The organism is Bacillus sp. UNC41MFS5, assembly GCF_000686805.1.
This window is the reverse complement of record NZ_JMLP01000010.1, coordinates 325,166-351,801: the sequence shown is the minus strand read 5'-3', so window position 1 is coordinate 351,801 and position 26,636 is coordinate 325,166. Positions and strand designations below refer to the sequence as shown.

Below are 26,636 nucleotides of genomic sequence, written 5' to 3'. Positions count from 1 at the left end.
GCGGTTGTACGCTCTCCTTTAACGATGTTCTTTATAGATACTTGCTTTCGTTAATTCTTTAATAAGAGAAACTTCTGCAGCAGATAGTGGCTGACTTCTAACTGCTTTCGCATTACTTCTAATTTGCTCTGGACTGCTTGCCCCGGCGACAACAGAAGCAACAACAGGATTTGCGAGATTATACTGAAGGGCAATCTCTGTAAATGAGCGAGAGTCCGCTAGCTTTTCCTTTAACATTGGCAAGACTTCATTCAGTTCGTTTAAGCTATAGTCTTGATAACCCTTATCGGTTACTTTCTCAAGCATTTTATCACTTAAAAGGCCTTTGGCAAGCGGTCCGCGGGTTACAACGCTTACACCATGATCTTGTAGTAATGGAAGTGCTTCTTCCTCAGGACGGCGGTCTAGGATACTATATTGCATCATCACTGAAACGATACTCGACTTTTTCACATATTCCCTAATGACATTCGGACGAATGGATGAAATACCGTAATAGCGAATAAAGCCTTCTGCTTTTAATTCTTCAAATGCTTCAATGGTTTCCTCCATTGGATCATTGATTGTACCGCCATGCAGCTGATAGAGATCGATATAGTCGGTGCCCAGTCGTTTAAGACTTTGTTTGACTTCTTCCTTTATATATGACTTGGACGGGTCCCATGACCATCCTTTCTTATCTTGACTCCAGCGGTTCCCAACCTTGGTGGCAATAATCACATTTTCACGAATATCTTTTAATGCTGCCCCCACAATTCTTTCATTTTCACCAAAATCATATAAATCAGCCGTATCAAAATAATTGATCCCTTCCTCAAGCGATGCTTCAATAATTTTTCTAGCAGACTTCTCCTCGGTTCCAATTGACATACAACCAAGCCCTAATTCTGTTACATACAAATCTGAATTTCCCAGTTTTCTCTTTTTCAAAAAATCACCCGTCCTTTTTCTACAATTTTAATAAAGAAAAGGACAGACTACAATCGAAAGGCATTATTTTTGATTGACCTTTTCAACCCATTCGGAAACAGTGAGATGGTCTTTGTTATATTCTTTTAGTTTCTGCACTATTTCCCACCCTTTTCCAACAAGAATGATTCCCTTTTCGTGTACGTACACCTTCATCACATACCCTCCAATTAAAGTATGGTAAAATGTATGAGCAGATTATAGGAATAGAACAGGAGTGACCCTTATGAGCAATCTTGAAGAAAAAACAATCCAGAGCGAAGAGATTTTCTCCGGAAAAGTCATTAGTCTTCATTTACAGGAGGTCGAACTTCCGAACGGGAAACAATCCAAGCGGGAGATCGTTAAGCATCCGGGTGCTGTCGCTATTTTAGCGCTGACTGATGACAAAAAAGTTGTTATGGTGGAGCAATACAGAAAAGCATTGGAACGGACGATTGTAGAAATTCCCGCTGGAAAGTTAGAAAAGGGTGAAGAACCAGCCCTTTGTGCACGCCGTGAACTGGAAGAAGAGACAGGCTATGAGTGTAAGAGCCTTGAATGGCTCACCTCATTCTACACCTCGCCAGGATTTGCCGATGAACTCGTACATGTCTATGTAGCAACAGGGCTGACTAAAAAAGAAAATGCAGCCGCACTAGATGAAGACGAGTTTGTTAATCTTGAAGAATTAACCCTTGAAGAAGCGGTTCAATATGTGAAAGAACAAAAAATCTATGATGCCAAAACGATTTTCGCTGTGCAGTATTTACAGTTACAAGAGGCGTTGAAAAATAAATGAATCGTTACTATGTAGATTTACATATTCATATTGGCCGTACCTGGACGGGGAAGCCGGTAAAGATTACTGGGGCCAAGTCATTAACGTTTACGAATATCATTGAACACGCACGACATGAGAAAGGGCTTAATATGGTGGGAATCATTGATAGTCATTCACCTGAAGTCATTCTCGAAATGGAAAGTCTTATTGAAAGTGGAGATGTAGTGGAGCATCCAGACGGGGGCCTGGTTTTTGGTGATTTAACGGTTATTCCTGGTTCGGAATTAGAGATTTATGATGAGCAATGCAATGGTCCAATCCATCTACTGAGTTACTTTCCGAATCTTTTCGTCATGAGGGAGTTCTCCACATGGCTGTCAGGTCACTTGAAAAATATTCATCTAAGCTCTCAAAGGATTTATGCCTCTGGCCTCACTTTGCAAAAGAAGGTGAAAGAGTTAGGTGGAATCTTTATTCCTGCTCATGTATTCACGCCTTTTAAGAGTTTATATGGGAAAGGTGTCAATCAGTCATTAACTGAGGTATTGGACCCAGATTTGATTGATGCGGTTGAACTTGGATTAAGTTCCGATACGAATATGGCAGATCAAATCAAGGAGTTGCATGATTATACTTTTGTAACGAATTCTGATGCCCATTCCCTAGCAAAAATTGCCCGAGAATACCAAGTCATGGCGATGAAGGAACCAACATTTTTAGAGTTGCAGAAAGCATTAAAGAAGGAAGATGGACGGAAAATTATCGCAAACTATGGTCTTGATCCATTGCTTGGTAAATATCATAGGACAGTTTGTGCAGAGTGTCTAAATCCTGCAGCAGATGACGATCAACTATGCACCCAATGTGGGAATACCAAGATTATTAAAGGTGTAGCTGACAGAATCCTTGAACTGAAAACGGCTGTTCAAGGGCCAGATGATCGTCCGCCCTATATTCATCAGGTCCCGCTTGAGTTCATCCCTGGCTTAGGACCTCGCTTACTTGAGAAGTTGGTCGATCATTTTGGGAGCGAAATGGCGATTTTACATGATGTTCCATATGATGGTTTGAAAGAAGTCGTCCCCGAAAGAATTGCCAACCTAATCCTGAAAGCTAGAGAGGGGAACGTAAATCTAGCAGCTGGCGGCGGCGGGAAATACGGAAAAATTTCAGATTAAGTAAAACAAACCCCGGTAGCAAAAAGCCATCGGGGTTAATTTCTGAAATCTATTAGATTTTGAGCATAGAAATAATAGACTGGCATACAATGTATTAACTGAATCGAGAATAGTAGGAGGAAACGCAAATGAAAAAACGATTGTACCAGTCCGATGCCGCTAGTTATTTCCGTGAGCATTCCTCAATTTTTTTGTTCATTGTCGTCTTATTTTTAATGGGAGTAATCTTTGGGGCCATTGTTGTAAATAGTATGAGTATTACCCAGAAGGAAGATTTATTCTACTATTTATCCCAATTCTTTGGCCAAGTCTCAAGTGGAAAAGATGCCGAAGACAGTGATTTATTCCTGCAAAGCTTATTCCATAATAGTAAGTTTATTGGGCTCATGTGGATTCTAGGTATTTCAATTATTGGTCTGCCGGTTATTCTCATTCTATTATTTATTAAAGGAATGGTAGTGGGATTTACCGTTGGTTTTCTAGTCAGCCAAATGGGATGGCAGGGGTTTATGCTAGCCTTTGTTTCCATATTACCGCAGAATTTGATTATCATTCCCGTCTTTATAATGATGGCAGCATTATCAGTAATATTCTCAATCCGAATGATAAAAAAACAATTTATGAAAAAATATGCCCAGCCAATCCTTCCTTTTTTTAAGAGATATATTTTTGCTTTGATTGTAGCCGTGATATTTATATCTGCCGCATCTGGAATCGAGGCCTATCTTTCGCCATGGCTAATGAAAACCATTGTAACTTCAACTAGTTTAAAGTAATTACTTTATAATATTAATTATTAATTATTGTTTATTGTTATTTATAATAATTTTATTTTGATTCTCAATTGCCATCTGTTATAATGAGAATTAACAGTGGCGAGGGAGGGACTTCAGGATGGAAACTAGGATTGAGAGAATAAAAAAACAGTTGCATTCCGCAAGTTATAAACTAACACCTCAGCGTGAGGCAACAGTTCGTGTTTTATTAGAAAATGAAGAGGATCATTTAAGTGCAGAAGATGTATACCTCCTCGTAAAAGAAAAATCGCCTGAAATTGGTTTAGCAACTGTTTATCGAACGTTGGAATTATTAACGGAATTAAAAATTGTTGATAAAATAAATTTTGGGGATGGGGTTTCTCGTTATGACCTCAGGCAGGAAGGTGCAGCCCATTTTCATCACCATCTAGTTTGTATTGAATGCGGTGCCGTTGATGAAATTCAAGAGGATTTACTTGAAGATGTTGAAGCAGTTGTGGAACGTAAATGGAATTTTAAAATAAAAGACCATCGTCTTACTTTTCATGGAATCTGTTACCGATGCCAGGATAAAGTGAAAGATGATGAAAAAACTGATTAACCAAAGAAGCTCCTTGAAAAGGGCTTTTTTCTTTTCCCCTTTAATACCAATGACTAGGTATAAAAATTGTCTGTTTTGGCATACATTTTACTAGACGACCTTAAAATTGGGGGAAGTAGAATGGGCCAATTTATTAAAGTAGCACTAAAAACCTTAAAAGTTTTTATTATATTCACAGGATGCACGATTCTTTTCTATTATGGTATCATGTTGGTAAATGAAGAATATCAAAATTATCATCGCTATGATGAACCGGAAGGAGCCTCTCTCAAGGTTTCGAACGCTGTAAATGAGGATAATTCTTCTTTGTTAGATCGGCTGATGTTGTTTTATTTAAATGGGGAGTAAATGCGATGGACGAGCAATTAAAGGATTTTATGCATTACTTAATCGTTGAAAAAGGTTTATCCAATAATACAATTATGGCATATGAACGAGATTTAAAAAGCTATCTTCACTATTTGAAAAATGTGGAATCGGTCATGTCTTTAAATGATGTACAACGTGTCCATATCATTCACTTTTTAAGATTTTTAAAAGAACAAGGAAAATCACAGAAAACCTTAGCAAGACACATCGCTTCCGTTAGGGCATTTCATCAATTCTTATTAAGGGCAAAGGAAACTGAGCAAGATCCTTCCGTTCAAATTGAAACACCAAGGCTTGAAAGGTCCCTTCCAAATGTATTGAGTTTGAAGGAAGTAGAAGTCCTGCTGGAGACACCACAACCACATGATCATTTTGGGATAAGGGACAAGGCGATGCTTGAACTGTTATATGCAACAGGTATCCGGGTTAGTGAACTAATAGGTCTTGAGATTGATAATGTCCAGTTATCGATGGGATTTGTGCGCTGCAATGGGAATAAAGAAAGAATCATTCCGATTGGACGTACAGCCTCAGAGGCAATAAAGCATTATCTAGAAGAAGGAAGACCCCGTTTTGTTTCCACAAAGCATCAGGATCATGCTTTGTTTTTAAATCATCAAGGGAAAAGGTTGACGCGCCAAGGGTTTTGGAAAATTTTAAAAAAGCTTACAAAAGAAGCAGGCATCCATAAGGAACTTACCCCACATACCCTTCGTCATTCGTTTGCAACGCATTTGATAGAAAATGGGGCGGATTTACGTGCTGTTCAAGAAATGTTAGGTCATTCAGATATTTCAACCACTCAAATATATACACAGGTTACGAAAACAAAATTAAAAGACGTATATAGTAAATTTCATCCACGAGCTTAATAGAGTAGTAGGGGAATCTAAAAAAAACATAAAATTGTCAAAAAGCTGCCTTAATTTTGGTGGCTTTTTTCTTGTAATTTCTGATAGATTTAGTAAAATAGAGATGTCAGACTTCTGACGAATAAAATTATATTAGTTTTCATAAACCCATATAATGAGGGCAACATATTTGTATGATTTGAGTATTTGCAAACGTTTTCTAGTAGTAGAAGGAGGAAGAATTAAATGGCTGCAAATAAATATAAACGTATTTTTATTATTGTTATGGATTCAGTAGGGATTGGAGAAGCACCGGATGCTGAAAAATTTGGTGACAAAGGTGCAGATACTTTTGGGCATATTGCTGAAAGAATGAACGGCCTTAACATGCCGAATATGGGCAAGCTGGGTTTAAGCAACATCCGTGAAATAAAAGGAATAGAAAGGGCAGAAAAACCGTTAGCGTTTTACACGAAAATGATGGAGGCCTCTAACGGAAAAGATACCATGACCGGACACTGGGAAATCATGGGTTTAAATATTCAAACACCTTTCCAAGTGTTCCCAGAGGGTTTTCCAGATGAACTTCTTTCGGAATTAGAAAAGCGTACAGGAAGGAAAATTATTGGGAATAAGCCGGCAAGCGGAACAGAAATACTCGATGAGCTGGGCGAAGAGCATATGAAGACAGGGGCATTAATTGTCTATACTTCCGCTGATTCGGTTCTTCAGATTGCTGCACATGAAGAAATTATTCCAATTGAAGAGCAATACAAAATTTGTAAAATTGCTCGTGAATTAACGCTTGATGAAAAGTATATGGTTGGACGTGTCATCGCACGCCCTTTCTTAGGTGAACCAGGGAACTTTAAACGTACCTCGAACCGTCACGATTACGCGCTAAAACCATTTGACCGGACGGTGATGAGTGAATTAAAAGATAGCGGCTTCGATGTCATTGCAATTGGAAAAATATCCGATATCTATGACGGTGAAGGCGTGACTCAATCCCTAAGAACGGTTTCTAATATGGATGGTATGGATAAGCTTGTCGAAACCTTAGAAATGGATTTTACAGGAATTAGTTTTTTAAATCTGGTTGATTTTGATGCTTTATATGGCCATCGTCGGGACCCTGAGGGCTATGGGAAGGCTTTGGAAGAATATGATGAACGTCTCCCAGAAGTGTTTGCGAAATTGAGAGAAGACGATTTATTAATGATTACAGCCGACCACGGAAATGACCCAGTAGCACCAGGTACGGACCATACACGTGAATATGTACCTTTATTAGTTTACTCAAAAGGTATGACTGAAGGTAAGGAACTTCCATTAAGAGAGACATTTGCTGACCTTGGTGCAACTGTTGCAGACAATTTCAAAGTCAAATTACCTAACTACGGAAAAAGCTTTTTAAATGAATTGAAATAAAAAGGGGTATTAAAGATGAATATTGAAAAAATTCAAAATGCTTCAAGCTTTTTAAAACAGAAATATGCAAATACACCTAAGATAGGGCTTATTCTAGGCTCTGGACTAGGGGTACTAGCAGATGAAATTGAGAACCCAGTAAAAATTCCTTACAATGAGATTCCTGACTTCCCTATTTCAACTGTGGAGGGCCATGCAGGTCAACTAGTGTTTGGATTATTAAGTGGTGTAGAAGTTGTCGCCATGCAAGGGCGTTTCCATTTCTATGAAGGTTATAGTATGGAGAAAGTAACCTTCCCTGTTCGCGTCATGAAAGAGTTAGGCGTAGACATGTTAATCGTGACCAATGCTGCAGGCGGAGTTAATGAAAGTTTCTCTGCAGGTGATTTAATGATTATTTCAGATCATATTAATAATATGGGAACAAATCCATTAATCGGACCAAATGATTCTAAGCTAGGTGTTCGTTTCCCTGATATGTCAGAGGCGTATACGAAAGATTTACGGGTTGCGGCAAGAGAAATTGCGAGCCGACTAAATATCAATGTCAAAGAAGGAGTTTATTTCGGTAATCCAGGACCTGTTTATGAAACACCAGCTGAAATTCGGATGGTACGAGCGATGGGCGGAGATGCAGTCGGAATGTCCACTGTCCCTGAGGTAATCGTTGCCCGTCATAGTGGCATGAAGGTACTTGGTATTTCATGTATTTCAAATATGGCGGCGGGTATTCTTGACCAGCCACTTACCCATGATGAGGTGATTGAAACAACTGAAAGAGTTAAAGCTGACTTCCTTCAGTATATAAAAGAGATTGTGAAAACAATTGCTAAGTAAATATTTTTCGTAAAGTGGTGATTTAGATGAGAATGGTTGACTTAATAGAGAAAAAAAGAGATGGACAAGAACTATCCGCAGATGAAATAAAATTTATTATAAAGGGATATACCGACGGATCAATTCCAGATTACCAAGTCAGCGCCTTAACTATGGCTATCTTTTTTAAAGGGATGACTGAACAGGAAAGAGCCGACTTGACCATGGCAATGGTTGAATCAGGTGACCAAATTGATTTATCGCAAATTGAGGGAATTAAAGTGGACAAACATTCTACCGGCGGTGTGGGTGACACAACAACGCTAGTGCTCGGACCACTTGTTGCGGCACTTGATGTGCCTGTTGCCAAAATGTCAGGGCGCGGCTTAGGTCACACCGGAGGTACAATCGATAAATTAGAAGCGGTAACAGGCTTCCATGTTGAAATTGAAAATGAAGAATTTATTGACCTTGTCAATAGAAACAAGATAGCAGTAATTGGGCAAAGTGGAAATTTAACTCCTGCAGATAAAAAACTCTACGCACTGAGAGATGTGACGGCAACAGTCGATAGTATTCCACTAATCGCAAGTTCAATCATGAGTAAAAAAATTGCAGCTGGTGCTGATGCGATTGTTCTTGATGTAAAAACCGGTGCAGGTGCATTTATGAAGACACTAGAAGATTCTCGCGAACTTGCAAGAGCAATGGTGCGAATTGGAAATAATGTCGGCAGAAGAACAATGGCTGTTATTTCTGACATGAGCCAACCGCTAGGTTTTGCGATTGGGAATGCCCTTGAAGTGAAGGAAGCTATTGATACATTAAAAGGTGAAGGTCCTGAAGATTTAACGGAATTATGTTTAACTCTTGGCAGCCATATGGTTTATTTAGCGGAGAAGGCGGACTCATTAGCAGAAGCGCGGACCAAGCTTGAAGGCGTAATTAAAGACGGTTCAGCGCTTGAAAAGTTAAAAGTATTTTTAAGCTCACAAGGCGGGGATGCGTCCATTGTTGATGATCCTTCGAAAATGCCCCAAGCAAAGTTTATCATTGAACTTGAAGCTAAAGAGGATGGCTATGTATCTGAAATCGTGGCAGATGAAGTCGGAACAGCTGCGATGATTCTTGGTGCTGGAAGAGCAACTAAGGAATCTATCATTGATTTAGCTGTGGGTCTAGTTTTAAGAAAGAAAATCGGTGACCAAGTGAAGAAAGGTGAATCCTTAGTAACCATTTACAGCAATTTCGAAAATGTCGAAGAAGTAAAAACAAAACTCTATAACAACATCAAAATTTCAGCAACAAAAATAGACGCACCAATTCTGATTCATGGGGAAATAACCGAATAAATCGACCCTAAAGGGTGTCAGGCACCATGTGAAAAATTCACATGGTGCCTGACACCCTATTTTTATTTTGTTTACAAGGGAATAACTGTATAAAGTTATTAATTTTGGAAAAAATGGATGCTATAAAGAATGGAGGGTTATGCGAATGAAACGATTTGTCTCTTTGATAGTGACAATTTTTTTACTTACAAGTTTATTTAGTACATCAGCGTTTGCTGCTGAAGAAAAAAAGAATGCTGATATCGTCAACAATGTAAAATCCGCTATTTTAATTGAACGTGATACAGGAAAAGTGATTTATGAGAAAAACGGGAATGAAGAGTTACCGCCGGCGAGTATGACCAAAATTATGACCATGCTTTTAATCATGGAAGCCGTTGATAAAGGAAAACTGTCTTGGAATGAAAAAATCCGTGCAAGTGAGTATGCAGCATCGATGGGTGGTTCACAAATTTTTCTTGAACCTGGTGAAGAAATGACCACCAAGGAAATGCTAAGAGGAATTGCAATTGGTTCTGGAAATGATGCATCTGTGGCTATGGCTGAAAGAATTGCTGGCTCAGAAGAAGCGTTTGTTGACATGATGAATAACAAAGTGAAAGAACTTGGTTTAAAACATACTTTCTTTAAAAATACAACGGGACTTCCAGTTAGTGGTCATTTCAGCACTGCAAATGATATGGCTATGATGGCGAAAGAACTATTAAAATATGAGGACATTACGAAATTTACTGGTATGTATGAAGCATACCTTCGTGAGAATACAGACAAAAAATTCTGGCTTGTTAATACTAATAAATTGGTGCGATTTTACCCTGGTGTAGACGGACTTAAAACAGGCTTTACTGCGGAAGCAAAATACTGCTTAACAGCCACAGCTCAAAAGAATGGGATGCGTGTCATTGCGGTTGTGTTCGGAGCACCTACTTCAAAGGAAAGAAATGCCCAAGTAACCAAAATGCTTAATTATGCTTTTAACCAATATCAAACACATCCAATGTATAAACGAAACCAGATAATCGCCAAAGCAAGATTAAGTAAAGGACAGGAGAAGACGATTGAGGCTGTAACAAGTGAGCCGATTTCACTGCTTACAAAAAAAGGTGAAAAAACCGAGGAAGTCAAACAAAAAATAAAGATTAATAAAAATCTCCAAGCTCCCATTAATAAAGGCGATAAGATAGGAACCATTCAATTAATAAAAGACGGAAAAGTCTTTGTAGAAAGTCCTTTATTAGCAAGGGGAACCGTAAAAGAAGCAGGATGGTGGACCCTATATAAACGTTCATTTGGGATGTTCACAAAGGCCGGTAAATAGAAAAGCGAAAGCGCCAAGGCACTAGAGCGATAGTTATCTAAGTTACCTAGGTTGTGTCGAATCTTCCGAATAAATCACTTCTTTTAGCGAATTGCAACTAGTTTTGTATTTACAGAAGGATATTAACAGCCCGAAAGAGAATTGTCTCACTATACCAGATTAAGGAGGACGGGATAGTGAGTCTTAATATTGATATGGAAACAAAGCATGACGTTCTGTGTATTCGTTTAAGCGGTGAATTAGACCATCACACCGCGGATGAACTTCGCGAAAAAGCGATAACTGTGATTGAAAAAAATGAAATTCGTCATATTGTCTTAAATCTGGAACATCTCGCGTTTATGGACAGCTCTGGATTAGGTGTAATCTTAGGCAGATACAAACAAATTAAACAGGTCCACGGTGAAATGGTGGTATGTGCGATTTCCCCAGCGATACAAAGATTATTCGATATGTCAGGTTTATTTAAAATCATCAAAATGGAACCGACAGAAGAATTTGCATTGCAAAGATTGGGGGTGGCCTGAATGAAGAACGAAATGAATCTTCAATTCAGTGCACTAAGTCAAAATGAGTCATTTGCCCGAGTAACCGTTGCCGCATTTATCGCCCAGTTAGACCCTAATATGGATGAGTTGACTGAAATTAAAACAGTTGTATCAGAGGCAGTGACCAATGCGATTATTCACGGATATGAGAATGATCCTAATGGAATTGTTTATATTCAAGTAATCATAGAAGATAGTTTAATTGATCTAACTATTAAAGATGTTGGATTGGGAATTGTAGATGTGGAAGAAGCTCGTCAGCCATTATTTACAACAAAGCCGGATTTAGAGCGATCCGGAATGGGTTTTACTATCATGGAAAATTTCATGGATGAGGTAGAGGTTCATTCACAGCCAGGTCGAGGAACCGAAGTTAGATTACGAAAGCATTTACAAAACCGCAAAATGCTTTGCAATTAAGGAGACTTGCCAATGGATGTGGAGGTTAAGAATGATAAAGGTCAAACATATTTAAAGGATCATGAAGTAAAAGAGCTCATTAAAAAGAGCCAAGATGGAGACCAAGAATCAAGGGATCTAATTGTTGAAAAAAATATGCGTCTTGTTTGGTCTGTTGTCCAACGGTTTCTTAATCGAGGGTATGACCCTGATGACCTGTTCCAGATTGGGTGTATTGGATTATTAAAATCAGTGGATAAATTTGACCTTTCCTATGATGTAAAGTTTTCGACTTATGCGGTCCCTATGATTATTGGTGAGATTCAGCGATTTATCCGTGACGATGGAACGGTTAAGGTTAGCCGATCATTAAAAGAAATGGGAAACAAAATCCGAAAAGCAAAAGACGAATTATCAAAAGTGCTTGGCAGAATACCAACGGTTAACGAGATATCAGCCCATCTTGAACTCACACCAGAGGATGTCATTCTCGCACAAGAAGCCAGCAGAACACCTTCTTCGATTCATGAAACTGTATATGAAAATGATGGAGATCCAATTACTCTACTGGACCAAATTGATGATGGTAATGAAGGAAAATGGTTTGATAAAATTGCGTTGAAGGAAGCTATCCGGGAATTAGATGAGCGCGAAAGACTCATTGTCTATTTGAGGTATTATAAGGACCAAACACAATCTGAGGTCGCTCTTAGGCTTGGAATATCCCAAGTGCAAGTATCACGACTTGAAAAAAAAATATTGCAGCAAATGAAAGGCCGTATGGATCTCTGATTCATACGGTTTTTTTGTGGTGATAACCTGGTATTTTTTGGATTTAATGAAAAAGGTGCTTATTACTCATACTATTTATACAGGAAATCATTGTTTGGGAAGTGAATGTTTTGGAAGAAACAATATATATCCGTATGCGGAATCGTGTTCAGGCTCCGCCCCAAGAAAAGGTATTGTTAAATGATATTGCCCAAGTCATTGCACCAGACGAAGTTCTTTCACGACTACAAACAATGATCATTCATCAATTAACAGTTACAGATCAGAATATCGTCATTATCGATGTCATGAAAGTCATCCACTTAATTAAAAATGAATTTGAAAGAATGGAAGTTCAAACGATTGGACCCGCCCAAACCATCATTGAAGTCATGAATAAGAAAAAGGGAGTTCACTTGCCTTTTTTCCTTTTAATTTGGTTTCTCTTATTTTTCGGCTCAGCCTTGGCAATAATGAATTTTCATGATGATGTAAGTATGAAAAGTGTCCATGAAAAAATATATACGATTATCACTGGAAAAAAAGATTCAAAACCATTACTGTTTCAAATTCCCTATTCAATTGGATTAGGCATGGGAATGATTCTTTTTTTTAATCATGTCTTTAAGAAACGTATAAATGAAGAGCCCAGTCCCCTTGAGGTAGAAATGTTTAATTATCAAATGGATTTAGATAATTACGTAATTATCCACGAAAATAAAGAAAGTATAAAAAAAATCAGTGACGATTAAGATAATAGCCATCCTTTTTTTAGGTGTAGCGAGTGGACTGGCAGTAGGTTCTGGTTTTGTGGCTTTTCTAACGGTATTAGGGGTTATCCCGAGACTGACGCAACTAAGTAAAACAATGAAAATGATTCAGCACTATGAATGGGCAGTTGTGTTAGGCGCACTCGCTGGGGTAGGCGCAAGTTTGAGAGATCCTATTTTACATATTCCTTCTATTTCATTAATTCTTCTCGGAATTACAGGTGGAATATTTTATGGGATGCTCGCTGCAGCCCTCACCGAGGTATTAAACGTTTTGCCTATTCTTGCCAAAAGAATCCGCTTGGATGGTGAGATTGTTATATTAATCATGGCAATCGTATTAGGAAAAATTGCGGGGTCAATTTTTCAATGGGTTTATTTTGTACATCATTAACCCTTTGGGGAAGAGTTTTCAACTTGGGCCAAGAAAGGACATCACACAATGAGCATTCGGAGGCGTGTTATTTTAATTACTGACGGTGATGAATATGCTAAGAAAGCAGTCCAGCATGTTGCCAAAGAAATAGGAGGCAGATGTATTTCTAGTTCCCAAGGGAATCCGTCAACCTTAACCGGCGAGAAAATAGTCCAGTTAATAAAAAAGACCCTTCACGATCCTGTATTAGTGATGTTTGATGATAGTGGCATAGTTGGAGAAGGTGCTGGTGAGAATGCTTTGAAATATGTAGCCGGGCATGAAGACATTGAAGTTCTAGGCATTATTGCGGTAGCCGCGAAATCAAGACATGAAGAATGGTCAAGGGTGGATGTAAGTATCGATCGTGATGGAAATTTAACTCCATATGGAGTAGATAAATTTGGTATACCTGAGCTTGAAATCGGGAGAATAAATGGTGATACAGTATACTGCCTTGATGAATTGGAGGTTCCTGTCATCGTAGGAATTGGTGATATTGGCAAGATGGCTAGACATGACTCCTACAAAAATGGTTCCCCGATAACGAAAAAAGCAGTGGAGCTTATACTTGAAAGGAGTGGCTTCCATGTCAAGAAGTAACGAACAAAAATGGCCAATCCCTGAATCAGTAACTGAAGTTGAAAACTATATGAAACAACGGGTTGGTCTTGGGAAAAGCTTTGATTTTGGTGTGAGGAAATTAAAAATCCTCAAAAAAGACGTACATATCTACTATGTAAATGGCTTATGTGATTCCCGCTTCGTAATTGAATTAATTGAAGAATTAGTTGAAATCAATGACCATGAAAAATTATCATCAGATTTCTTTAAGGTAATTGAAAATAGGCTAATTAATCAATCGGTTGAACAAGCCACCACACTTGATTACATTGTTGATAAGGTTTTGTCCGGATTAGTTGCTGTAGTAATGGAAGGGGAAAATACAGCTTTTGTCGTGGATGTCAGAAGTTATCCAGGAAGGCAGCCTCAAGAACCTGATACAGAAAAGGTGGTTAGAGGGTCCCGAGATGGGTTTGTTGAAAATATTATTTTGAATACTGCCTTAACGAGGCGGAGAATTCGAGATGAACGTCTTCGCTTTGAAATGCTAAAGGTAGGAGAACGGTCAAAGACGGATGTGGCTTTAGGCTATTTAGAGGATGTTGCAGATCCGGATATGGTAAATGTGATCCGTAAAGAAATACAAGGGATTAAAACAGATGGTATTCCTATGGCCGATAAAACGATAGAAGAATTCATCCTGAAACAGGGATGGAATCCATTTCCGCTGGTTAGATATACAGAGCGTGCGGATGTTGCTGCTACACATATTCTTGAAGGGCATGTTGTGATTTATGTCGACACTTCTCCAAGTGTTATTATTACTCCTACAACATATTTTCATCATGTACAGCATGCAGAAGAGTTTCGTGAATCTCCAGCAATGGGAACGTTTGTACGCTGGACACGTTTTTTGGGTATCATAACATCTATTTTACTACTTCCTTTATGGATGTTATTTGTATTAGAACCTTCTTTATTGCCTGAAAAACTTTCATTTATTGGACCGAATGAACAGACAAATATACCCATAATCGTTCAAATATTTTTAGCGGATTTTGGGATTGAATTTTTACGATTAGCGGCAATTCATACACCCACACCGCTTTCAACAGCAATGGGCTTAATCGCATCAATATTGATTGGGCAAATTGCGATTAGTGTAGGTCTATTTGTTCCAGAGGTAATCTTGTATGTCGCCGTTTCGGGGATTGGCACTTTTACAACTCCTAGTTATGAATTAAGCGTAGCAAACAAAATTGGCCGATTAACATTGTTGATTTTTGTTTCGTTATTTCATCTGCCAGGATTTGTCATTGGAGCGACAGTATTTTTTCTCTTCATTGTTAAAATACGTGCCCTTAATACACCATACCTATGGCCTTTCCTACCTTTTGAGCCAAAAGGATTTTTGCAAATTATTGTACGCAGAGCGATACCAGGTTCTATCCTTAGACCAAGTATTGTTCATCCTAGAAACCGTTACCGTCAACCGCCTAAAGCTAACGAGAAATAATTGCACTTTTCTAACAGGTATGCTAAAGTATTTTTAATTAAATAAAGGGATAAAGCATGAAAAATAGGCAGTATCTTTTGTAGATTCTGTCTATTTATTATTATCTTTTATGATTGTCCGCATAAACTATAGTGAGTGATTGGGAGAGAGGGAAGGGTATGTATTTTTACGGGACAACAGGCGTAAACAAAAACGGAAATTTAGAAATAGGCGGGGTCGATTCTATTGAGTTGGCGAAAGAATATGGAACTCCTCTATATGTATATGATGTAGCATTAATGCGTGAAAGGGCCCAATCCTTTAAACGGGCATTTGAAGAACAAGGAATCAAGGCGCAGGTTGCCTATGCTAGTAAAGCCTTTTCAACCATTGCAATGATTCAGCTCGCCGAGGAAGAGGGATTGTCACTAGATGTAGTATCTGGCGGCGAATTGTATACTGCTATCGCTGCAGGGTTCCCTGTCGAGAGAATTCATTTTCACGGCAACAACAAAAGCAGAGAAGAATTAGAAATGGCATTGGAACATGAAATTGGCTGCATCGTTGTGGATAATTTTTCAGAATTGGAGCTTTTGAAAACCATTACTAAAGAGAAAAATGCTCATGTTAGCATCCTGCTGCGAGTGACCCCTGGTATCGAAGCCCATACGCATGATTACATTTTAACTGGGCAGGAAGATTCTAAATTTGGGTTTGATCTTCAAAATGGACAAGCGGAAGAAGCACTAATAATGGCACTAAAAAATGATAACTTTGAAGTCCTTGGTCTCCATTGCCATATTGGATCACAAATTTTTGAAACAACTGGCTTTTTATTAGCAGCTAAAAAGATTGTCGGAAAAATGGAAGCATGGAAAAGAGAGCATTCCTTCGAAGCAAAAGTATTAAATTTGGGCGGGGGCTTTGGAATCCGCTATACAAAAGAAGATGAACCCATTCAACCTTCTCAATACGTGAGTGAAATTATTCGGGAAGTAAAAATATTAACTGATAGCTATTCTTTAAAAATGCCGGAAATCTGGATTGAGCCAGGGCGTTCGCTTGTTGGGGATGCCGGAATTACTCTTTATAAAGTGGGTTCATCCAAAGAGGTTCCTGGTGTTCGAAAGTATTTAGCAGTGGATGGTGGAATGAGTGACAATATTCGACCAGCCCTTTATCAGGCGAAATATGAGGCTGTTCTTGCGAATAAACCATTAACGAAAGCGAAAGAAACTGTATCAATAGCTGGGAAATGCTGTGAATCAGGTGACATGTTGATTTGGGATTTACCGTTACCAGATGTAGGGGAAGAAGATATTCTCGCCGTTTTTTGTACAGGTGCCTACGGCTATTCAATGTCGAATAACTATAACCGCATCCCGCGTCCAGCAGTGGTATTCGTAGAAAACGGAATAGCAACCCTTGTGGTTAAGAGAGAGACATATGAGGATTTAATAAAACACGATTTGCCGCTTAAATAAGAAAAGCGCAAGCGCCCTGGTCAGCGGCGTATGGCCTGGAGCGCTCCAACTGAGATAAAGGAAACACGAAGAGCCGGAGGCGCATTCGTGCTTGACTTATCGTAGGGCGGAGAGCGAAGGACACTAGCCGCTAGGGCGCTGGAGCTAGACAGTAATCTAAGTTCAAAAACTTATACTTTCTTATCATTTAAAAAGCTGCCGCAGAATTTTCTGCGGCAGCTTTTCTATTAAGAGAATATCGACTTAATCGTATCAATCAGCCAGTTGAAAAATTGTTTTAACTTATCTAAAAAACCTTGCCCTTCTTCTGACTTAAGAAAATTAGAAATTTGATCCTTAGCTTTATTTAGTTGGTCGCTAACTTGATTCCAGTCAATGTTTAAATCCTTTAGCTTGTTAAAAAAGTCTATTAACCGCTGCATTTCTTCATCTGTAAGCTTTACATTTAATTCCTTCGCGGCTTGTTCGATAATATTTTGTAATTCTTGTTCATTTTTTGGTTTATTCTTTGCAATTTCTTCTTTAATTTTTGCAATTAATGCGGCCGCATTCTCATCACCAATGGAGTCACCTAGTTTCGCAGTTTCAACCATTTCTTGATTTGCTGCCTGTTTCACTTCTTCCGGAATGGTCTTATCAGCAGATATCTCGTAGGCTTTTATAATCCCTGTTAATGCTGCAGTTCCAGAAACCGTAATCGGGGCCGTTATATAAATTTTTGCATCCTTTACCCCGGCAGTTATTAGGGCATTGATGTACATCTCGTCCGTAACCCAATTAATATTCTTCGTTTCAACCGTGACACCCGCACCTTTCGGTTGGATGGTTATCGCCGATGATGAAATAGCTTTTGTCCCGATAAGCGATTTTGATACATATTTCCCTAAATACTGGTGTTCTTCCTCGTTTGTGACAGTGACAATCTGAACATCATCAGGAGCACCCATTTCTAATAAAAGTGCCTTCTTCTGACTTTCAGTTAAATTTTGACCTAATGTAACAATCATGTCACCTTCTGCTACATCAGCAAAGGTGCGAATTGGATTGAAAATTAAAAAAGCCAACATGAAGTAAATAATCGTTTTTTTCATAGTTTCCTCCTTGGAAGTTACAGGTAATCATGAAAGTGTAGAGACTCTGTTATTATAATATAACCGAATTCAATAATAATAACGAAAATAACAAGCTTGAAGTTTCATAGAAAGTAGAATTTGCTCGGAAAAATGTAGAATATGTAAGTAGAATAGCTTATTTTTGTAAAATAGTGTAGAATGTAGGTCAGTACAACATCTTCAATATTCTTTTGGAGGAAATATTTTAATGAAGAAAAGCAACTGGGTTATATTTTGTATTCTTATTGGTGTGTCGATTTTATGGGGAGTTATCTATTGGATTTTTATCGGACCGAAACACTAATAATAATTTTCATTGATGATTGACCATTTATTATGTATCATGGTGATTGATGAAACATAATAATTTTCAATACATATAATGGATAGTGTTTAATATTCAGTTACTTGGTAAAAATATACTATTGTTAAACCATCAAGTTTATCGGTTTATTTAATATAATGAGGGATCAAAATGTTAATTCGTTATAAGAAAGCTTTCGAAAAAATAGCCATGGGATTATTGTCTTTTATGCCCACCGAAAAGGACTTAAAAAAGCTTCAGCAAACAATGAAGGAATATGAAACCGAAGAGCAATTGCAGCTATTTCTTTGGAAAGAAGAAGATATCATCGGTCTGTTAGGCGTCTTAATTCATAATGATACCAATTCTTTAGAGATTTTACACATCTCCGTTAATCCCTCACATCGGTTTCAGGGAATCGGTAAAAAGATGGTTAAAGCTCTAAACGAAATGTATGCTGAAAAAGAAATTACTGCTAATGAAAATACAGCCGCTTTTATCGAAAAATGTGAATTTTGCTAGTCTTACCTTCAAAAAGGCAGTGAATAATAATTTATTCGCTGCCTTTTCGCGTCTTTAATGACTGCAATCTTTCTTCGATTATGCTGGTTCTGTCGCGTAATTTATGACGGTCAATAATGAATTTATTTGTCATATCACTTTGGTTTCCCCAAATAAACCCTTTTTGTTCACATGTTTTTATTGCTAATTCAGTTAAGGAAGTGTCACAAATCGGGATTGAAATGCTTCGATATGATTCACCATTCTGAAGTGACAATAATTTTTCATGTAATAAATGGATAAGCCCCACGGGGTTTACTCCAAGTTTAGTAATAGAATCTGGCTGTAATTCAAAAATTTTAATTGCTTTAGCTAACGTCCGCTTTGCACCGCTAAAATTTTTTCGGCGATGATGATAAAGAGAAACGGATAATAATATGAAACCAACCCAGATGGAATCTTTGTTTCTCGAATCTGTCTTTTTCCAATAGTCTTCAAGAAGTTCATGGCATTCGAAATAATCACGGTCTCCATGAAAATGGGCTAAAAAATGGATATACTCGCTAGGGTACAAGCAATTTCCCCCTTACACAATAATTATGTATAGTTTATCACAGTTGTATGCTGTCGCGGGTAAATAAAAAAACCCGTCATGGAAGACGGGTCCAGTAGGTCTAACGTTAATGGCTGTCTTAATGAACTGGTTTTGTGGTAGTTCCTTCAGCCTTCCTGTTTAATTAATAAACCCAGGAAGCACCAACGATAATTAACAAGATAAATAGAACTACAATTAAAGCAAATCCGGATCCAAATCCATGTTCAGACATATTCACTACCTCCTAAAAATGATGTTTTGTTCTTTTCCTTGTCATCATATGTAGGATATTTGTCCATTGTTATGGGCAAACATCATGATTTGATAATATTCCCTCGCGGAGTTATTTTTCTATTGGATAACCTCGTTTAATCCTCTATACTATTAATAGTCGAAGTGGATAATCAACAACTTATTTTTAAAGAATTTTGGTGAAGTACAATGCCATACCAGGTGAAAATTGATGCATTTGAAGGACCGTTAGATTTGTTGCTCCATTTAATCAATGGGCTTGAAATTGACATATATGATATTCCAGTTGCCCAAATAACCGAGCAGTACTTAATGTATATTAAGACAATGAATGAACTTAAGTTAGATGTAGCAAGCGAGTTTTTGGTGATGGCAGCGACATTACTTGTAATAAAGAGTAAAATGCTTTTGCCCAAGCATGAGGAAGTTCTTGATCATGAGGATCCTGACATGTTATATGAAGAGGATCCAAGAGACGAACTTGTTGAGCGTTTAATCGAATATCGAAAGTTTAAAGAAGCAGCTCATGACTTAAAATCTATGGAAGTAGAGCGTGGGCTTATGTATACAAAGCCGCCAAGTGATCTCTCCGAGTACACAAAAGAGAGCCAGCCTGAAAAAGCAGAGCTAAATGTTTCATTATATGATATGCTGGCGGCTTTTCAAAAATTAATGCGACGGAAGAAGCTTCAGCGCCCAATGGCTACGAAGATTGCTCGCCAAGAAATATCGATTGATACCAGAATTACAGAAATTATGGCTGAATTAAAGCAGCTAAAGGGTCGGAAAAACTTTAATGATTTATTTCCTTATCGAACTAAAGACCACATTGTAGTTACTTTTTTGGCGATTTTAGAGCTAATAAAAAGAAAAGAAATCGATGCACAGCAACAAGAGAACTTTGGAGATATTTATATTGAAGCGGTAAAGGAAGGGGCAGAAATGATTGGACATCATTAATTGGAACAGCATTCTAGAGAGCCTTTTGTTTGCTGCTGGAGATGAAGGTCTTTCATTAAAACAACTAGTAGAGGTCCTTGAAGTAAGTGAATTAAAAGCAAATGAAATCATCGATGATTTGAAAAAACAATATGACCATGATACTAATAGGGGAATTATGATCGTTCAGCTAGCGGGAACATACCAGCTTGCCACGAAAAAAGAAAATGCTGCCTATTTAAAAAAGCTAGTTGATTCCCCGCATACGTCTACATTGTCACAAGCAGCATTAGAAACGTTAGCAATCATTGCCTATAAACAGCCAATAACTCGGGCTGAAATCGAGGAAATACGTGGTGTCAAAACAGAGAGACCGTTGCATACCCTGATGGCAAAAGCATTGATCAAAGAGGTTGGTCGTGCGGAAGGGACTGGAAGAGCCTATTTATATGGGACGACAAAAGAGTTTCTTGATTACTTTGGTCTAAAGAGTATTGAAGAACTTCCAAAGCTTCCCGAAAAGGGAGAAGAGGAATTTATTCAAGAAGAGGCAGATCTATTTTTTGAGAGATTTCAGGACACGATTAATTCTTAATTTTCAAATACTTATCCGAATTTATGATAAAATGAATCTAAGTAAATTATTCAATTCTTTCTCAGGTGAGTTGAATAGATTTATTTGCCATATTTTCATTGGCCAAGGAGTGAAATTAATTTGATAATTAAAGAGTGTAAAGGGTTTGAATTAGAAAAAGAAAAATCAAATACTTCTGAGGATTTTTTTAACAGAAGCATCGTTACCTTTTATGAAGATGGAGAGGAAAAAACACTTCATGTTCTATACGTAAGGTATTTTGATGAAATTCGTCATGAATTTACACCATACCAGCAAGACCCAATTTTTGTTCAGCAAGATGATGAAATTGCCTTTAAAGATATTGTAGCGCTAGTCTGTCTCGTGAAAAACCCAGGCCTGCGCAGCCGGAAACGACTTTATATTAATTCTAAGCAGGAATTTGCTTCGTATTTTCAAGATATCAATTATAATAAAATACCTGAAATTTTTCTTTCTTTAAATCAAAAGAAAGAATATGAGCTTCGTTCTCCGCTTGAATTCATTATGCAGCAACAATAAGTATAATAAACGAAGTAAAAAACTAGGGGGTACACAATGGGTAATACATTGGTAAAAACACAATTAAATGATGTAAAGATTTTTCTAGGAAAATCCATTTCAACATTAGAGAATTTTTTAAATGAAGCAACTATTTCACAATTAAACTTAGAAAATGAAGAAGATCTTAACTATAATAAATTGATCTTCGCAAATTTACGAAAATTAGTAGTTTATAGCGAGGAAGGGTTAGATGCATGCTCCGTTATTTTGCAGGGCAGCCCTTTTCAAAAAGCTGCAGCGGAAAAGACTCTTTATAAAATTTATCATCAATGTATTGAAGAGTTCTTCTCACCGAAGAATGATGCTTGGTATGAGGACAGCAGGTCAGCTTACACTGGAAGAAATTCCATTAAGTTTTATCGCCCTGTATCAGAAAATATCGTTCAGTTGGTTAAAAGTTTAGAAGGTGACTTTCAACGAATCAGGGAAGAACTTGAGTATTATGAAACAGACTACAGAACAAAAATGATTCAATCAAAATAACCATGATCTCTTAAAGGCTGCCCTTACTAGGGCAGCTTTGTTTTTTGTTCTTATTAAACCGTATCACTCATACCATTTAGGTAGATTACATATTAACAAGTCAGGAATGAGGGATGGTATGGTATGGATAAATTTAGTCAGTATGTAAACGAAATGTTTGAGTGGAATGAGCAAATGAAGCAGTTTCTTCAATCGGAAAAAGAGGGCAGTAGCTCAGAGTTATGGGAACAACTGGATAGTTTTACTGAGTTAATCGAAAGCACAAGAACGCAGTTATCCAATGAAGAACTACTAACATTACAAGCTAAGGCTGAAAATATCCATGAGCAAATGGAACATTACTTTAAAAGAAAACAAGCGAGCGGTGACATTTGGGTGGCAGAGAAAAGAGTTCCTCTAGGTGGGCATATACTGCCCAACCTCCCCTATCCCTACAATGCTTTGGAACCATATATTTCAGAAGAAATTATGAAACTCCATCATGACAAGCATCACCAATCATATGTTGATGGATTAAATAAAGCAGAACTTAATCTTAAAAAAGCAAGGGAAACGAATGACTTTTCATTAATTAAACACTGGTCAAGAGAACTTGCCTTTCACGGCTCAGGGCATTATCTTCATTCGATTTTTTGGAAAAACATGAGCCCGCATGGAGGCGGGAGTCCACAAGGACCGTTGAAAAGTGAAATAGAAAAATACTTTGGCAGTTTTTCGGCATTTAAGAAGCAATTTACTGAAGCGGCTAAACAAGTTGAAGGGGTAGGCTGGGCCATATTGGTTTGGTCACCTCAAGCAAGACATTTGGAGATTTTACAATCTGAACGACATATGCTTTTGACCCAATGGGATACCATTCCACTCTTGGTATTAGATGTTTGGGAGCATGCATATTATCTTCAGTACAAGAACAAAAGACCTGAATATGTAGACAATTGGTGGAACATAGTCAATTGGCATGATGTAGAAATGCGCTTTGAAAAAGCAGCAGACATGAAATGGACAGCAATGTAATTAGGGAAATGATTATTGAGCAGACGGCACATTGTCGTCTGCTTTCGTTTTTATTCAGCAAGTTGTCATAACAAGCCTTGTCCTGCATAAACTTGTACAAGAAAAATGAAAAGCAAAAAGCGCATTGACTCAGGGAGAAGATAACTTTACAAGGGGACGAGGTAAATCTAATGAGAATGATTTGGAAGCTAGTTATGTATTCCCTCATAGTCTTACTATTCATTGCTAACATTCCTCAAAAGGTGGAAGCTTCTGTTTCCGTAAGTGCAGCAAGTGCTGTTTTGATAGAGCAGAAATCAGGGCGAATCCTTTTTGAGAAAGATGCCCACACAAAAAGAAGAATCGCGAGTATTACGAAAATAATGACTGCGAAGCTAGCAATTGAATCGGGGAAAATGAATGAATATGTAAAAGTAAGTGAACAAGCAACTCGTGCGGAAGGATCATCTGTTTATTTAAAACCAGGTGAAAAAATTAAACTTAAAGATTTAGTCTATGGATTGATGCTCAGGTCTGGAAATGACACTGCTGTAGCAATCGCCGAATATGTGGGTGGAAGTGTAGAGGGTTTTGCCTATCTAATGAATCAAAAGGCAAAGCAAATCGGGATGTTAAATACCCATTTTTCCAATCCTCATGGCCTTGATGATCATGAAAATCATTACTCCACAGCCTATGACATGGCTGTGTTAATGCGTTATGCCATGCAGGATAAAACCTTTAAAAAAATCTCTGGAACAAAGGTTTATCGAGCACCAAATCCTACGGAAGATTGGGACCGTGTTTGGAAAAATAAAAACCGTTTGCTAACAAAATATAAATATACCACAGGTGGAAAAACAGGGTACACCAAACGGGCAAAACGAACCTTGGTAACAACGGCAACAAAAGGGGATATGAGTTTAATTGCAGTCACTTTAAACAGTCCAGACGATTGGAATGACCATATTTCTATGTATGAAAGTGGTTTTAAAGGGTTTGATATGGCTGAGGTATTAGCTGAGGGGAAAATTGATGGTATTAAGAATAAGGTTTATAAGAATCACCTTTATGTAAAGAAAACAATTGTCTATCCGGTTACAAGCGAGGAAATGGATTTATTTTCTATAAAATATAAGCTTAATAAACCGACCCAAAAATTTGATGATGATAAGAAGAATGATGTAGTCGTGGGTAAGGCTGCAGTTTACTTAGACGGTCGAGTTGTCCAAGAAACCCCCATTTACTATCAAAGAGTGCCTGAAAAGAAAGAAGGATTGTTTGAATTCGTAAAGAAAATTTTTCTTATCTTCTGTGGTGTGAAGGACAATGGTTAATTATATCTGGGTGTTTATGTTCATTGTTGGTTTTATTTTCGCACTAATCAATGGAACAATGGCTGAAGTGAACAAAGCAATCTTTGATGGGGCGAAAGAAGCGGTGACACTTTGTATCGGACTTATTAGTGTCCTGGTCTTTTGGCTTGGAATGATGCGGATTGCGGAGGAGTCGGGCCTTCTGGAACGTCTATCTAGATTTTTTCGACCGCTTGTTAAACGACTTTTCCCGGAGGTACCAGTTAACCATCCAGCGATGGGATATATATTATCCAATATGATTTCTAACATGTTTGGATTAGGGAATGCCGCCACCCCCTTAGGAATTAAGGCGATGGAAGAATTAAAAAAATTAAATGGAGGAAAGGATTCAGCTAGCAGATCCATGGTCACCTTTTTAGCAATTAATACGGCAAGTATTACGATTATTCCCACTACTGTCATTGCGATTAGAATGAACTATCATTCAGCATCTCCTACGGAGATTGTCATTCCAACAATCATTGCAACTATTATTTCCGCACTAGGTGCGATCCTAATTGATCGTTATTTCTATTATCGCAGAAACAGAAAAGGATGAAGATGCATGGAACTCATTTCGGTAATTTCATTAACATTTATTCCATTACTCATTGGGTTAATTCTATTATATGGTACGATCAAACGAGTCTCTACTTATGAAAGTTTTGTTGAGGGCGGAAAGGAAGGCATTAAAATTGCCGTATCCATTATTCCCTTTCTTGTTGGTATGCTTGTGGCTATTTCCGTCTTCCGAGCATCTGGTGCACTAGAGGCTTTAATGAATTGGATTCGTCCACTCATGAAAACAATGGGAGTACCTGCTGAAATTGTGCCTTTACTCATCATAAGGCCAATTTCTGGGAATGCAGCACTTGGGATGACAAGTGATTTAATTGCTGTTTATGGTCCTGATTCATTTATTGGCCGTCTAGCATCTGTTTTGCAAGGGAGTACTGACACGACTTTTTATGTGTTAACCGTTTATTTTGGAGCCGTTGGTATTAAAAAAATGGGGGATGCTTTAAAAGTAGGACTTCTCGCGGACGTTGTCGGCATTATAGCGGCGATTGCAGTTGTTGCATTAATCTTTGGTAGTACAAAATAAATTTACATGAATGTAGCATGTTCTTTGGACATGCTATTTTATTTTTCTGTAATAATGTCCGTTACTTTGAAAAGTGAAGGAATTGTGTCATAATTCATAAGGATAGGATGCAGTTTGCTGCTGTCAAATCGTTTTATATAGATAAATTCGAGGTGGAATAATGGAAAGATTACAAAAAGTAATTGCTCGGGCGGGCATTGCTTCTAGAAGAAAAGCGGAGGACCTAATAAAAGAAGGGCGCGTAAAGGTTAATGGAAAGGTTGTTACAGAACTTGGCCTGAAAGTTTCTACATCTGATAGGGTAGAAGTAGATGGAATTCAGATTGAGAAAGAAGAACCTGTTTATTTCCTTTTATATAAACCAAGAGGAGTCATCTCAAGTGTTAATGATGATAAGGGCAGAAAAGTAGTCACGGATTTCTTTCCGCATTTAAAAGAAAGAATATATCCCGTTGGCCGTCTTGATTACGATACATCCGGTTTATTAGTGTTAACCAATGACGGGGAGTTTGCTAATTTACTGATGCATCCTAAAAATGAAATTGATAAGGTTTATGTAGCAAAAGTAAAAGGAATTCCCTTAAAGGAGAATTTAAGGAAACTAGAAAGGGGTATCCGTCTAGAAGATGGAAAAACAGCCCCTGCAAGAGTGAAATTGCTCTCGGCAGATAGTAAAAAACAAGCTGCAATCGTTGAAATAACCATCCATGAAGGTAGAAACCGTCAGGTTAGAAGGATGTTCGAAGCGATTGGCCATGAAGTGTTGAAATTAAAGCGTGAACGCTACGGTTTCTTAACATTAAGTGGCTTAAGAACAGGTGACGCTCGAGAACTGACACCACATGAAGTAAAGCAACTTAGAGCAATCGGGATGGGATCAGCCAAAAAAAATTCATAAAACCGTCACAAATTTTGTTCTGTGTAAACACTGTGAATATATTGGAAAATGCTATAATTAGACAAAC

The 26,636-nt window shown here is 37.9% G+C and carries 33 protein-coding genes; 28 read left to right on the top strand and 5 right to left on the bottom strand.

What is annotated here, in order from left to right; genetic code table 11:
- Window positions 1-18: 18 nt before the first annotated feature.
- Both BR30_RS0104660 and mciZ read right to left on the bottom strand, forming a co-directional pair.
- Window positions 19-930: an aldo/keto reductase gene (locus BR30_RS0104660; protein ID WP_026564001.1), complete on the bottom strand. Its 912-nt coding sequence runs from the start codon at window positions 928-930 to the stop codon at window positions 19-21.
- A gap of 63 nt (window positions 931-993) precedes the next feature.
- A complete protein-coding gene (mciZ, locus tag BR30_RS35670) occupies window positions 994-1,125 on the bottom strand; it encodes a Z-ring formation inhibitor MciZ (protein WP_081825343.1) in 132 nt (43 codons plus the stop codon).
- A 70-nt stretch (window positions 1,126-1,195) separates the two neighbouring features.
- On the opposite strand from mciZ, the gene BR30_RS0104650 reads away from it, so the two are divergent.
- The 18 genes from BR30_RS0104650 (at window position 1,196) to lysA (ending at window position 16,852) form a co-directional block, all read left to right on the top strand.
- A complete protein-coding gene (locus BR30_RS0104650; protein ID WP_026564000.1) occupies window positions 1,196-1,750 on the top strand; it encodes an NUDIX hydrolase in 555 nt (184 codons plus the stop codon).
- Window positions 1,747-2,910: an endonuclease Q family protein gene (locus BR30_RS0104645; RefSeq protein ID WP_026563999.1), complete on the top strand. Its 1,164-nt coding sequence runs from the start codon at window positions 1,747-1,749 to the stop codon at window positions 2,908-2,910. The genes BR30_RS0104650 and BR30_RS0104645 overlap by 4 nt, the downstream gene beginning before the upstream one ends.
- 128 nt (window positions 2,911-3,038) lie before the next feature.
- On the top strand, window positions 3,039-3,686 hold the full coding sequence (spoIIM, locus tag BR30_RS0104640) for a stage II sporulation protein M (RefSeq protein ID WP_026563998.1): 648 nt from the start codon (window positions 3,039-3,041) through the stop codon (window positions 3,684-3,686).
- A 118-nt stretch (window positions 3,687-3,804) separates the two neighbouring features.
- The gene (gene fur / locus BR30_RS0104635) at window positions 3,805-4,269 is read left to right on the top strand and encodes a ferric iron uptake transcriptional regulator (RefSeq protein WP_026563997.1); all 465 of its coding nucleotides are present in this window, start codon (window positions 3,805-3,807) and stop codon (window positions 4,267-4,269) included.
- A 120-nt stretch (window positions 4,270-4,389) separates the two neighbouring features.
- The gene (locus BR30_RS0104630) at window positions 4,390-4,617 is read left to right on the top strand and encodes a YqzK family protein (RefSeq protein WP_026563996.1); all 228 of its coding nucleotides are present in this window, start codon (window positions 4,390-4,392) and stop codon (window positions 4,615-4,617) included.
- 5 nt (window positions 4,618-4,622) lie between these two features.
- On the top strand, window positions 4,623-5,510 hold the full coding sequence (gene xerD, locus BR30_RS0104625) for a site-specific tyrosine recombinase XerD (protein ID WP_026563995.1): 888 nt from the start codon (window positions 4,623-4,625) through the stop codon (window positions 5,508-5,510).
- Window positions 5,511-5,735: 225 nt separating this feature from the next.
- A complete protein-coding gene (gene deoB, locus BR30_RS0104620; protein ID WP_026563994.1) occupies window positions 5,736-6,920 on the top strand; it encodes a phosphopentomutase in 1,185 nt (394 codons plus the stop codon).
- Window positions 6,921-6,935: 15 nt separating this feature from the next.
- A complete protein-coding gene (locus BR30_RS0104615; RefSeq protein ID WP_026563993.1) occupies window positions 6,936-7,757 on the top strand; it encodes a purine-nucleoside phosphorylase in 822 nt (273 codons plus the stop codon).
- Window positions 7,758-7,783: 26 nt separating this feature from the next.
- Complete coding sequence (locus BR30_RS0104610) at window positions 7,784-9,088, top strand: pyrimidine-nucleoside phosphorylase (RefSeq protein WP_026563992.1); 1,305 nt, start codon at window positions 7,784-7,786, stop codon at window positions 9,086-9,088.
- A gap of 145 nt (window positions 9,089-9,233) precedes the next feature.
- Window positions 9,234-10,406, top strand: a complete 1,173-nt coding sequence (locus BR30_RS0104605; protein ID WP_026563991.1) for a D-alanyl-D-alanine carboxypeptidase family protein — start codon at window positions 9,234-9,236, stop codon at window positions 10,404-10,406.
- A gap of 176 nt (window positions 10,407-10,582) precedes the next feature.
- Window positions 10,583-10,933 (top strand): anti-sigma F factor antagonist, encoded by a 351-nt coding sequence (gene spoIIAA / locus BR30_RS0104600; protein WP_026563990.1) that lies wholly within the window; start codon window positions 10,583-10,585, stop codon window positions 10,931-10,933.
- Window positions 10,934-11,374: an anti-sigma F factor gene (gene spoIIAB / locus BR30_RS0104595; RefSeq protein ID WP_026563989.1), complete on the top strand. Its 441-nt coding sequence runs from the start codon at window positions 10,934-10,936 to the stop codon at window positions 11,372-11,374.
- A gap of 12 nt (window positions 11,375-11,386) precedes the next feature.
- A complete protein-coding gene (sigF, locus tag BR30_RS0104590) occupies window positions 11,387-12,145 on the top strand; it encodes an RNA polymerase sporulation sigma factor SigF (protein ID WP_026563988.1) in 759 nt (252 codons plus the stop codon).
- A gap of 110 nt (window positions 12,146-12,255) precedes the next feature.
- Entirely contained in the window at window positions 12,256-12,876 is a 621-nt protein-coding gene (locus BR30_RS0104585) for a stage V sporulation protein AA (RefSeq protein WP_026563987.1), read from the top strand.
- On the top strand, window positions 12,866-13,288 hold the full coding sequence (locus BR30_RS0104580; RefSeq protein WP_026563986.1) for a stage V sporulation protein AB: 423 nt from the start codon (window positions 12,866-12,868) through the stop codon (window positions 13,286-13,288). Before BR30_RS0104585 ends, BR30_RS0104580 begins: the two co-directional genes overlap by 11 nt.
- A gap of 48 nt (window positions 13,289-13,336) precedes the next feature.
- Window positions 13,337-13,912 (top strand): stage V sporulation protein SpoVABEA, encoded by a 576-nt coding sequence (locus BR30_RS0104575; RefSeq protein WP_035445027.1) that lies wholly within the window; start codon window positions 13,337-13,339, stop codon window positions 13,910-13,912.
- Window positions 13,899-15,389 (top strand): spore germination protein, encoded by a 1,491-nt coding sequence (locus tag BR30_RS0104570; protein ID WP_026563984.1) that lies wholly within the window; start codon window positions 13,899-13,901, stop codon window positions 15,387-15,389. Before BR30_RS0104575 ends, BR30_RS0104570 begins: the two co-directional genes overlap by 14 nt.
- Window positions 15,390-15,547: 158 nt before the next feature.
- Window positions 15,548-16,852, top strand: coding sequence for a diaminopimelate decarboxylase (gene lysA / locus BR30_RS0104565; RefSeq protein ID WP_026563983.1), 1,305 nt, complete (start codon window positions 15,548-15,550; stop codon window positions 16,850-16,852).
- 227 nt (window positions 16,853-17,079) lie between these two features.
- Here lysA and BR30_RS0104560 read toward each other — a convergent pair whose 3' ends face one another.
- Window positions 17,080-17,943 (bottom strand): DUF1002 domain-containing protein, encoded by an 864-nt coding sequence (locus BR30_RS0104560; protein WP_026563982.1) that lies wholly within the window; start codon window positions 17,941-17,943, stop codon window positions 17,080-17,082.
- A 496-nt stretch (window positions 17,944-18,439) separates the two neighbouring features.
- On the opposite strand from BR30_RS0104560, the gene BR30_RS0104555 reads away from it, so the two are divergent.
- Complete coding sequence (locus BR30_RS0104555; protein WP_026563981.1) at window positions 18,440-18,790, top strand: GNAT family N-acetyltransferase; 351 nt, start codon at window positions 18,440-18,442, stop codon at window positions 18,788-18,790.
- A gap of 31 nt (window positions 18,791-18,821) precedes the next feature.
- On the opposite strand, the gene BR30_RS0104550 is transcribed toward BR30_RS0104555, so the two are convergent.
- Both BR30_RS0104550 and BR30_RS35665 read right to left on the bottom strand, forming a co-directional pair.
- The gene (locus BR30_RS0104550; protein WP_026563980.1) at window positions 18,822-19,343 is read right to left on the bottom strand and encodes a DUF309 domain-containing protein; all 522 of its coding nucleotides are present in this window, start codon (window positions 19,341-19,343) and stop codon (window positions 18,822-18,824) included.
- A 163-nt stretch (window positions 19,344-19,506) separates the two neighbouring features.
- Window positions 19,507-19,596, bottom strand: a complete 90-nt coding sequence (locus BR30_RS35665; RefSeq protein WP_066363308.1) for a YjcZ family sporulation protein — start codon at window positions 19,594-19,596, stop codon at window positions 19,507-19,509.
- A gap of 209 nt (window positions 19,597-19,805) precedes the next feature.
- Between BR30_RS35665 and BR30_RS0104540 the strand changes: the two genes are divergently transcribed.
- From BR30_RS0104540 to rluB, 9 genes are all read left to right on the top strand, one after another.
- Entirely contained in the window at window positions 19,806-20,576 is a 771-nt protein-coding gene (locus BR30_RS0104540) for a segregation/condensation protein A (RefSeq protein ID WP_026563979.1), read from the top strand.
- Window positions 20,563-21,150 carry an SMC-Scp complex subunit ScpB gene (gene scpB / locus BR30_RS0104535; RefSeq protein WP_026563978.1) on the top strand — a complete coding sequence of 196 codons (588 nt, stop codon included), beginning with the start codon at window positions 20,563-20,565 and terminating at the stop codon, window positions 21,148-21,150. Before BR30_RS0104540 ends, scpB begins: the two co-directional genes overlap by 14 nt.
- Before the next feature lie 120 nt (window positions 21,151-21,270).
- Window positions 21,271-21,690 carry a hypothetical protein gene (locus BR30_RS0104530; protein WP_026563977.1) on the top strand — a complete coding sequence of 140 codons (420 nt, stop codon included), beginning with the start codon at window positions 21,271-21,273 and terminating at the stop codon, window positions 21,688-21,690.
- Between the two features lie 36 nt (window positions 21,691-21,726).
- Entirely contained in the window at window positions 21,727-22,215 is a 489-nt protein-coding gene (locus tag BR30_RS0104525; protein ID WP_026563976.1) for a YpuI family protein, read from the top strand.
- Window positions 22,216-22,338: 123 nt separating this feature from the next.
- On the top strand, window positions 22,339-23,229 hold the full coding sequence (locus tag BR30_RS0104520; RefSeq protein ID WP_026563975.1) for a superoxide dismutase: 891 nt from the start codon (window positions 22,339-22,341) through the stop codon (window positions 23,227-23,229).
- Between the two features lie 170 nt (window positions 23,230-23,399).
- On the top strand, window positions 23,400-24,545 hold the full coding sequence (locus BR30_RS0104515; RefSeq protein WP_026563974.1) for a D-alanyl-D-alanine carboxypeptidase family protein: 1,146 nt from the start codon (window positions 23,400-23,402) through the stop codon (window positions 24,543-24,545).
- On the top strand, window positions 24,538-25,125 hold the full coding sequence (locus BR30_RS0104510) for a nucleoside recognition domain-containing protein (RefSeq protein WP_026563973.1): 588 nt from the start codon (window positions 24,538-24,540) through the stop codon (window positions 25,123-25,125). Before BR30_RS0104515 ends, BR30_RS0104510 begins: the two co-directional genes overlap by 8 nt.
- Before the next feature lie 6 nt (window positions 25,126-25,131).
- Window positions 25,132-25,671 (top strand): spore maturation protein, encoded by a 540-nt coding sequence (locus BR30_RS0104505; protein ID WP_026563972.1) that lies wholly within the window; start codon window positions 25,132-25,134, stop codon window positions 25,669-25,671.
- A gap of 160 nt (window positions 25,672-25,831) precedes the next feature.
- The gene (gene rluB, locus BR30_RS0104500) at window positions 25,832-26,569 is read left to right on the top strand and encodes a 23S rRNA pseudouridine(2605) synthase RluB (RefSeq protein WP_026563971.1); all 738 of its coding nucleotides are present in this window, start codon (window positions 25,832-25,834) and stop codon (window positions 26,567-26,569) included.
- The last annotated feature ends 67 nt before the right edge of the window (window positions 26,570-26,636 follow it).